Source organism: Cellulomonas endophytica, assembly GCF_004123805.1.
GTDB lineage: Bacteria > Actinomycetota > Actinomycetes > Actinomycetales > Cellulomonadaceae > Cellulomonas > Cellulomonas endophytica.
Map to the genome: position 1 here is coordinate 1 of NZ_RWJX01000108.1, position 8961 is coordinate 8961.

Consider the following 8961-nt stretch of genomic DNA (forward strand, 5'->3'; position numbering starts at 1 on the left):
GCGGCCGGTGCGCTGGTCGCGCGGCGGGTCCGGCGGGCGCGGACCGGCTTCGCCGGCGCCGCGGCGTCGGGGTCGACCGGTGCGGGGTCGTCGGCGGCCGCGGGAGCCTCCGGGGCCGTGGCGGGGGTGCCGCCGTCGGCCGGGGTCGTGGGGGTGGTGCCGGCGCCGGCCGTCCGGGTCGCACGGCGGCGGCGCGGCGCCGGGGCGGCGGGCGCGTCACCCCCGGGCGTCGTCACGGCTGCGTCGTCGGGGGTGCTCGTCGAGGTCACTCGGGGTGCTCCTGGCGGGCCGGGAGCCACACCCCCCGCCCTGCGGTCGTCGTCCGCCGCGGTCCTCGCGGCGACGAGAAGTCGTCGGTCGTGGCCCGGGTGCCAGGTCGGGACCATCGCCTGCCGGTCGGCACGCCCGGGGGGTCCTGTGGGACCGGACGGGCGCCGGACGGGCGGCGGCTGGTGCGCACGAGGTGCTGGCAGCGTCGGGCTCAAGGGTCCGGGCACGTGGTGTGGCACGGCCCTCGCCGCGAGCAGTATCGCACAGCGGTCCCGGGCGGCCGGGGACCTCGCGACCCGCCGGCCTCCGACGCCGTCCGAGGGGGCCGCCCGGGACGCGGCCGGGGCTACCGTGGGGCGCACGCCCGGGCGCGGCGGCGGCGCCGGACGGGGCGCCGGCGGGAGGGGTGGGGACGCGGTGACGACGACGGGAGCGCGGGCCGGGACCGGCGGGACCGGGCGGCCCGAGGGGCGGACGCACGGCGCGGACGGCGCGGACGGGCGTCCGGACGCCGGCGTCGTGCGCGGCCAGTTCTACCCCGTCGACGTGCGGCCGGACCTCGTCACGGGCGACCCGCTCAAGGACCTCCTGCAGGCGATCCTCTCGATCGCCGGCGAGCTCGACCTGCCCGCGGTCCTCAGCCGCCTCGTCCAGGTCAGCGCGACGATGACCCGCGCCCGGTACGGCGCGCTCAACGTGCTCGACCCGCACGGGGCGTCGACGACCTTCGCCTACACGGGCATCCCCACCGCGCTGGCGCGGGTGCTCGGCACGGCGCCGCACGCCCACGGCGTCCTCGGCCAGATCCCCGCGCAGGGCGTCCTGCGGCTGGACGACCTGCGCGAGCACCCGGCGTTCCGCGGCTTCCCCGCCGCCCACCCGCCGATGGGCTCCTTCCTCGGCGCGTCCGTCCGGATCGGCGAGCGCGTCTTCGGCCAGCTCTACCTGTCCGAGCGCGAGGGCGGCCCCTTCACCGCCGCCGACGAGGAGGTGGTCGTCGCGCTGGCCGCCGCCGCCGGCGTCGCCGTCGCGAACGCCCGCCTGTACGGCGAGGCCGAGCGCCGCGAGCACTGGGTCCGGGCCGGCCAGGAGATCACCACGATGCTCCTCGAGGGGCTCGACGAGGAGGAGGCCCTCGAGCACATCGCGTCCCGGGCGCGGCTCGTCGCGGACGCCGACACCGCCGCGCTGGCGCTGCCGGGCCTGGGCGGGGAGCTCGTCGTCGAGCTCGCGGACGGCAGCCGCGCCGACGAGCTGGTCGGCGCCGTCATGCCGCCCGGCGGGCGGGCGTGGACCGTCATGACGGAGGGCAGGGGGCTCCTGACCCCGTCGCTGTCGGCGTCCCGGACCGTGCGGAACCCGCTGATGCGCGCGTTCGGCCCCGCGATGTTCGCACCCCTGCAGACGACCGGTCGCGGCGTCGGCGTCCTCATCCTGCTGCGGCGGGTGGGACGGGAGCCCTTCGAGGACGAGGACCTCGCCACCGCGGAGTCCTTCGCCGCCCAGGCGGCGCTGGCCTACGTGCTCGCGGAGGCCCGGCACGCGCAGGACGTCGCGGCGCTCCTCGACGAGCGCGAGCGGATCGCCCGCGACCTGCACGACATGGCGATCCAGCAGCTCTTCGCCACGGGCATGCAGCTCGAGACCGTCCGGCGGCGCGTCGCGCGGGGCGTCGACCCCGCCGAGCTGCTGTCGATCGTCGAGGAGGCCCTCGACAACGTCGACGGCTCCGTGCGCGAGATCCGGCGCGTGGTGCACGCGCTGCGCGACCCCGACGCCGCGACGGGCGCGACCGAGCGCCTGCGCCGCGAGGCCTCCCTGGCGCGCACGGGGTTGGGCTTCGCCCCGTCCGTCGTCATGGAGCTCGACGGCGTCGTGCTGTCCTCGCTCGACGACGTGGAGGCCGACCGGCTCGACGAGCGCCTCGACCCGGCCCTGACGGACGACGTCGTCGCCGTGGTCCGGGAGGGCCTGGCCAACGCCGCCCGGCACGCGCAGGCCTCGTCGGTGACGGTGCGGCTGGGCGTGCGCGGGACCGCGCCGACGGGGTCCGTGCTCGTCGAGGTGCAGGACGACGGGACGGGGCTGCCGGAGCACCGCGACCGCCGCTCCGGCACGGGGAACCTCGCGACGCGCGCCCGCCAGCGCGGCGGCACCTTCGCGCTCGGCACGCCGCCGGACGGACGGGGGACGCTCCTGGCCTGGTCGGCCCCGCTGACCTGAGCGCGCGGACGCCCGGGTCTCAGTGGCCGGGCTCGGCGCGCCAGCCGCTGTGCTTGCGCGAGGCCACCCATGCCGCCACCTGCGTGCGCCGCTGCAGCCCCATCTTCGCCAGCAGCGACGTGATGTGGTTCTTGACGGTCTTCTCCGCGACCCCCAGCCGCTCGCCGATCTCCCGGTTGGACAGCCCCTCGCCGATGAGGTCGAGCACGCGCAGCTCGCTCGGCGTGAGGTCCTCCGTGGGGTCGTCGTGGCCGGCGCGGCGCCGAGTCACCGTGCGCTCGTCGAGCAGGGTGCGGCCCGCCGCGACGGCCCGGACCACGTCGGTGATCTCCGCGCCCCGCACGCTCTTGAGCAGGTAGGCCGAAGCCCCCGCCTCGAGGGCGGCGGCGACCGCGTCGTCGTCGTCGAAGGACGTGAGGACCACGGCCCGCACGTCGGGCAGCGTCGCGCGCACCTGGCCCAGCAGGTCGATGCCGGTCCCGTCGGGGAGCTGCAGGTCGACGAGGAGCACCTGCGGCTTCACGAGGCCGGCGCGGCGCACGCCGTCCGCGACGGTGCCGGCCTCGGCGACGACGGTCATCCCCTCCGCGCGCTCCACGACCTCCGCGATGCCGCGGCGCACCACCTCGTGGTCGTCCACGATCATCACGGAGATCGGTCCGGCGGAGGTCCCAGGGGTCGTCGCAGCCACGCCGCGATCCTAGCCAGCGGCCGCCGCGGGCCGCGGGGACGCGCCCGCGGGGCGGCGGGGCGGCAGGGCGACGGGGCGACGGGCGCGCGGGCGCGGCTGGCAGCGGGGGCAGGAGAACGACGACCGGTTGGCGAACTCCTCCCGGCGCACCGGCGTCCCGCAGCGCGGGCACGGCCGGCCCTCCTGGCCGTACACCGCCAGGGACCGGTCGAAGTAGCCCGAGCGGCCGTTGACGTTGACGTAGAGCGCGTCGAAGCTCGTGCCGCCCTGCGCGAGGGCCTCCGTCATGACCTCGCGCGCGGCCGCCAGGAGCGTGAGCGCGTCGGCGCGGCGCAGGGCCTGCGTCGGGCGGTCGCCGTGCAGCCGGGCGCGCCACAGCGCCTCGTCGGCGTAGATGTTGCCGACGCCGGAGACGAGCGTCTGGTCCAGCAGCGCACGCTTGACGCCTGTCCGCCGGGCCCGCAGCCGCCGGACGACGGCCTCGACGTCGAGGTCGGGGTCGAGCAGGTCGCGCGCCACGTGGCCGACGGGCCCCGGCACGACGGCCCACGGCGCCCCGCGCCCGCCGGGCCGGCCGTCGGCCGTGGGGTCGAGGTCGACCATGCTCAGGTGGCCGAAGGTCCGCTGGTCGACGAAGTCCAGCGCGCCGCCGCCGTCCAGGTGCAGCCGCACCCGCAGGTGGGGGTGGTCGGCGCCCGCGCGCGCCTCCGTCCCGTCCGTGCGGACGAGCAGCTGGCCGCTCATGCCGAGGTGGGCCAGCAGCGCCTCCGCGGGGGCCGGGTCGCCCGTCCCGACGGCCCCGTCGTCGTCGGCCGCCCGCGGCTCGTCGAGCGGGAGCCAGAGGAACTTGCCCCGCCGGACCGCGGCGAGCAGACGACGCCCGGCCAGGCGCCCGGCGAGGTCCTGCGGGCCGGCCACGTGGCGGCGCACGGAGTACGGGCGCCGCACCTCGACCTCGCGCACGGTGCGGCCGAGCACGTGCTCGGCGAGGCCGGCGCGGACCGTCTCGACCTCGGGCAGCTCCGGCACGTCAGCGGGCGGCGGCGGGGCGCCCGGGACCGTCGGGGCCGGCGTCCGCGGGCAGGGAGGCGGCGTCGGCGTCCCCGGCGTCCGGTGCGCCCTCGGCGGACAGCAGCCCGTGGGCCGCGGCCGCGGCCTCCTGCTCCGCGATCTTCTTCGCGGGTCCCGTGCCGGTGCCGCGGACGGCCCCGCCGACCACCGCCCGGGCGGTGAAGACCCGCGCGTGGTCGGGGCCGGTCGCGTCCACCTCGTAGACGGGTGCGCCGAGCTCGCGGGCGGCGGCGAGCTCCTGCAGGGACGTCTTCCAGTCCAGGCCCGCGCCGAGGTCCGCCGCGGCGGCCAGCGTCGGCCCGACGAGGCCGAGCACCGTGGTGCGCGCCGTCTCGAGGCCGTGCTGGAGGTAGACCGCGCCGATGAGCGCCTCGACGGTGTCGGACAGGATCGAGTCCTTGTCCGCACCGCCCGTGGTGAGCTCGCCCCGGCCGAGGAGGAGGTACGACCCCAGGTCCAGGCGCCGGGCCACGGCCGCCAGCGCGCGCTGCGAGACCGTGGCGGCCCGCATCTTCGCGAGGGCGCCCTCGGGCTCGCCGGGGTGGTCGCGGTAGAGCGCCTCGGTCACCACGAGCCCGAGCACGGTGTCCCCGAGGAACTCGAGGCGCTCGTTCGTCGGGATGCCGCCCGCCTCGTGGGCGAACGACCGGTGCGTGAGCGCCAGCACGAGCAGCTCGGGGTCCACGGGGGCCCCGAGCTGCTCGAGAAGCTGTGCGGCGGCGTCCGACGAGGGCGGCTGGGCCGCCCCGGCGGTGCCGCGTCGGGCGCGCGTCACCTGCGGAGGGTCAGCGAGCCTCGAACTCGGTGCGCACGGCGGCGGCGTACTGCCGGCCGTTGTAGACGCCGCACGTCGGGCACGCCGTGTGGGGCATCTTGTCCGCGCGGCACGCGGGGCAGGTGTGGAGCGTGGTGGCAGTGGTCTTCCACTGCGACCGACGCGCACGGGTGTTGCTGCGCGACATCTTGCGCTTCGGAACAGCCACGGTCAGCCTTCTCTCTCGTCGTCGTGCGTGCTCGGTGCCCCGAGCAGCCCCTGCAGGGCCGCCCAGCGCGGGTCCGTCGTCTCGTGCGCGTGGTCCGGGTCGTCCGCCAGCCGCGCCCCGCACTCCACGCACAGCCCCGGGCAGTCCGGGGTGCACAGGGGGCGGAACGGCAGCACGGTGACCACCGCGTCCCGCAGCGCGGGCTCGAGGCCGACCAGGTCGCCCTCCAGCTCGCGCACGTCCTCGTCGTCGTCGCCCGCCTCGACGGCGGCCGCCGCGCGCTCGGGGTAGACGTACAGCTCCTGCAGGGGGGCGTCGACCTCGTCGACGACCTCCGTGAGGCACCGTGCGCACTCCCCGACCGCCCGGCCCCGGACGGATCCGGTGACCAGGACCCCCTCCATGACGGCCTCGAGCCGGAGGTCCAGCTCGAGGTCCGACCCCTCGGGGATGCCGATGACGGCGGTGCCGAGATCTGCCGGGGCGGGCACCGTGCGGGTCACGGTCCGCGTCGATCCTGGACGTCTCCCGAGCTCGAGCGTCTCGAGCACGAGGGGCGAGCGAGGATCGAGGTGGACAGGGCGCGACACGACCGGTTCCCCCTCGTCAGATGATCGGCCCGACGCCAGGACGGCTGGACCAGCGGGCCACTCTACGGCACGCCGGTCCGGCGGCCCAAATCAGGCGGGGTCCGCCGCGCCGTCGCCGTCGGACGCGCCCGGGACGGGGTCGACGAGACGCCCGGCCAGCTTCGTCCGGCCCGCCTGCACCTGGGCGAGGACGCGCTGGACGTCGATCTCGAAGTCGGCCAGTCGGCGGTCGCACCAGTCGTCCGCGTCGCGGCGCAGCGCCTCGCCCTGGGCCCGCGCGGCCTCGACCAGCCGCTCCGCCTCCCGGCGGGCCTCCACCACGACGGCCTCCTCCGAGACGAGCTCGGCCGCCTGCGCGCGCGCCCGCTCGAGGAGGACGTCGGCCTCCGCCTGGGCCTGCGCGCGGGCCCGCTCGGCGCCGGCGAGCACCTCGTCGGCCTCCGTGAGCTGGCGGGGCAGGATCTCGAGCGCCTGCTCGACGAGGTCCAGCAGCTCCGCGCGGTTGACCAGCACGCTGGAGGACATCGGCATCGACCGCGCGCCCCGCACCGCCGTCGCGAGCGCGTCGAGCACGCCCGTCAGCCCCTCCGGACGACGCCGGTCCGGCCCGTCCCCCGGAGCCGTCGGCCACGTCCCCTCCGTGGTGCTCACGCCCTGCCCTCCCGTGCCTCGTGGGTGCTGCCGTCCGTGCTGCCGTCCGTGCTGCCGTCCGTGCTGCCGGCCGGTGGGCCCGACGGGCCGTCCCGCCGCTCGAGCGCCCGGCGGACGGCGTCGGCGACGCCGGGCGGGACGAGGTCGTCGACCCGCCCGCCGTGCCGCGCCACGTCCTTGACGAGCGAGGAGGCCACGTGCGCCAGGCGGGTGTCACCGACGACGAAGACCGTGTCGACGCCCGACAGGTGCCGGTTCATGAGGGCCATCGGCAGCTCGGCGTCGAGGTCGGCCCCGCCCCGCAGCCCCTTGACCACCGCGGCCGCCCCGAGCCCGGCGACGTGCTCGGCGAGGAGCCCGTCGGACGCCTCGACGCGGACGCCGTCGAGGTCGGCGACGGCCGCCTCGCACAGGCGCACGCGCTCGCCCGCGGACAGCAGCGGGCTCTTGGCGGAGTTGCGGGCGACGACCACGACGACCTCGTCGAACATCGCCCGTGCGCGCCGGAACACGTCCACGTGGCCGAGCGTGACCGGGTCGAAGGAGCCGGGGCAGACGGCGGTGCGCACGCGCCGACCCTAGTCCCCGGCCCGGCGCGGCACGGCCGCGGACGCCCCCTCGGCCCCCCGCGCGGGCGTCTCCCCCGCCGGTCCGGCGGACGGCCCGGCGGACGTGCCGGCGGGCCCGTCGTCGGGATCGTCGTCGGGCCCGTCGTCGGGCGTGTCGTCGGGCCTGCCGGCCGGCGGCTCCGCGGGTTCGGCGAACCACACGCGCGTGTCGCCGTAGAGGCGCTCGTCGAAGCGCACCAGGCCCGGTCCCCACGTCGGCTCGGGCGTCCGCGACGACCGCTCGACGAGCACGACGGCCGCCGGCGCCAGCGACCGGCCGACCGCCGCGAGCACGCCGCCGAGGACGTCCTCGGCCAGGTCGTACGGCGGGTCCACCAGGACGAGGTCCCACGGCGCCGGCGGCGGCGCGAGGACGAAGCGCTCGGCGCGGTCGGCGACGACGCGCACGCGCGCCCCCAGGCCCGTGGCGGCCACGTTGGTCCGGCACACGTCCGCCGCCGCCCGCGCCGCCTCGACGAGGACCACCGCCGCGGCACCCCGGCTGGCGGCCTCGAGGCCGAGGGCGCCGGACCCGGCGTACAGGTCGAGCACGCGCGCGTCCCGGACGACGCCGAGGTGCTCGAGCCGCGAGAACAGGGCCTCGCGGACGCGCTCGCTCGTGGGACGGGTGCCCTTCGCCGGGACCCGCAGGGTGCGGCCGCCGGCCGAGCCGGCGACGAGCCGCGTCACGGTGCCGTCCCGGCCACGCGCGCCGGGCCGCCGGCCGGGGGGCGTCCGCCGGCGCCCGCGGGACCACCGGACCCCGGCGGACGCACGGGCCCGGCGGGCGGGGCGGTCCCGCCGGGGCCGTCGCCCGCCGGCGCCCCCGAGAGCCGCTCGAGCCGCTCGACCAGGGTGCCGGTGGCCGTGGACGCCGCCACCCGCAGGGCGACCGCGCCGAGGCCGAGCTGCACGGCGACCGCCGCGGGGTGGACGGTCCCGAGCAGGAGCGTGACGAGCACGGGCAGCAGGCCGACGAGGACGACGTCGGGCCCGCGCGCGACGACGGACGCGACCCCCGTCGGCAGCGCCCCGGCGGGCGTGGCCACGAGCGCCCCGCCCCAGTCCGGCGACGGCCGGTACGCGCCGCGCACCGCCGCGGCGGCCCACACGGGCGTCGTCGCCGCGCCGAGCAGCAGCCAGGGCCCGGGGTCGCCCAGGACGAGCCCCAGGCCGCCGAAGGCCACGAGCGCCCACGGCAGGAGGACCAGCGCGGGCACGACGAGCCGCAGGGCGCGCACCCGGCCCGCCGCGAGGGGCAGCAGCCGGTCGAGCACGGGGGCCATCTCCGCCCGGCGCGCACCCTCACCGGTGGCGCTCGTCGCGAGCAGCCCGGCGCCCACGAGGGCGAGCACCGTGCCCGCCGTGCCGGACAGCTGCGGGACGAGCGCGACGAGGGGCGGCACGGCCGCGGTGACGGCGAGCTGGAGCAGGTGCCGCGGGGAGCGGCGCAGCACGACGAGGTCCGCGGTGACGAGCGCGGTCGCCGGGCCCCGGGCGGTCCGGAACCGGGTCCACCGCCGGCGGCGCGCGGGCGTGCCGCCGTCCGTGAGCACCCGCCCGAGCTCGCGGGAGTCGAGGGACACCACCGCCCCGACGGCCTGGGACGTCAGGGACCCGCTCTCGCGCACGGAGCGCCCGGGCAGCCGGTCCAGGCGCCGGTCGACGAGCAGCGCGAGGGCGCCGACGACGAGGGCGAGCCCGGCCAGGACGGGCCACGCCGGCGCGGGCAGGGTCGACAGGCGGACGTCCGCGAGCACCGCGGCGAGCGCGACGAGGGGCGCCGCGACCAGGAGCGCGGAGCCCGCGCGCGCGGTGGGCCGGCGACCCGCGCCCGCGGTCTGCGCCGCCGCCGCCGCCAGGACGAGGCCGGC

General features: G+C 78.6%; 10 protein-coding genes and 1 pseudogene. 1 reads left to right on the plus strand and 10 read right to left on the minus strand.

The annotated features are described in order from the left end of the window. Positions 1-269: pseudogene (locus EJA20_RS19200) on the minus strand (hypothetical protein); the annotation flags it as partial. 418 nt (positions 270-687) lie between these two features. On the opposite strand from EJA20_RS19200, the gene EJA20_RS17300 reads away from it, so the two are divergent. Further along, on the plus strand, positions 688-2493 hold the full coding sequence (locus EJA20_RS17300) for a sensor histidine kinase (protein ID WP_338068844.1): 1806 nt from the start codon (positions 688-690) through the stop codon (positions 2491-2493). A gap of 19 nt (positions 2494-2512) precedes the next feature. Here the strand turns inward: EJA20_RS17300 and EJA20_RS17305 are convergent, their stop codons facing one another. The 9 genes from EJA20_RS17305 to EJA20_RS18880 all read right to left on the minus strand — a co-directional run. Then, a complete protein-coding gene (locus EJA20_RS17305) occupies positions 2513-3139 on the minus strand; it encodes a response regulator (RefSeq protein ID WP_129339779.1) in 627 nt (208 codons plus the stop codon). A gap of 54 nt (positions 3140-3193) precedes the next feature. Beyond that, positions 3194-4213 carry a bifunctional DNA-formamidopyrimidine glycosylase/DNA-(apurinic or apyrimidinic site) lyase gene (mutM, locus tag EJA20_RS17310; protein WP_129339773.1) on the minus strand — a complete coding sequence of 340 codons (1020 nt, stop codon included), beginning with the start codon at positions 4211-4213 and terminating at the stop codon, positions 3194-3196. Between the two features lies 1 nt (position 4214). Continuing rightward, entirely contained in the window at positions 4215-5030 is an 816-nt protein-coding gene (gene rnc / locus EJA20_RS17315) for a ribonuclease III (RefSeq protein WP_129339774.1), read from the minus strand. Positions 5031-5040: 10 nt separating this feature from the next. After that, on the minus strand, positions 5041-5238 hold the full coding sequence (gene rpmF / locus EJA20_RS17320) for a 50S ribosomal protein L32 (RefSeq protein WP_129339775.1): 198 nt from the start codon (positions 5236-5238) through the stop codon (positions 5041-5043). Positions 5239-5240: 2 nt separating this feature from the next. After that, positions 5241-5828 (minus strand): YceD family protein, encoded by a 588-nt coding sequence (locus EJA20_RS17325; RefSeq protein ID WP_129339776.1) that lies wholly within the window; start codon positions 5826-5828, stop codon positions 5241-5243. A gap of 90 nt (positions 5829-5918) precedes the next feature. Further along, on the minus strand, positions 5919-6479 hold the full coding sequence (locus tag EJA20_RS17330) for an ATP synthase subunit B family protein (protein ID WP_240675614.1): 561 nt from the start codon (positions 6477-6479) through the stop codon (positions 5919-5921). Then, on the minus strand, positions 6476-7048 hold the full coding sequence (coaD, locus tag EJA20_RS17335; RefSeq protein WP_129339777.1) for a pantetheine-phosphate adenylyltransferase: 573 nt from the start codon (positions 7046-7048) through the stop codon (positions 6476-6478). The genes EJA20_RS17330 and coaD overlap by 4 nt, the downstream gene beginning before the upstream one ends. 9 nt (positions 7049-7057) lie before the next feature. Beyond that, positions 7058-7777: an RsmD family RNA methyltransferase gene (locus tag EJA20_RS17340; protein ID WP_420836451.1), complete on the minus strand. Its 720-nt coding sequence runs from the start codon at positions 7775-7777 to the stop codon at positions 7058-7060. Next, on the minus strand, positions 7774-8961 hold a 1188-nt coding region (locus EJA20_RS18880; protein WP_164984047.1), incomplete at its 5' end, for a DUF6297 family protein. The genes EJA20_RS18880 and EJA20_RS17340, both read right to left, overlap by 4 nt.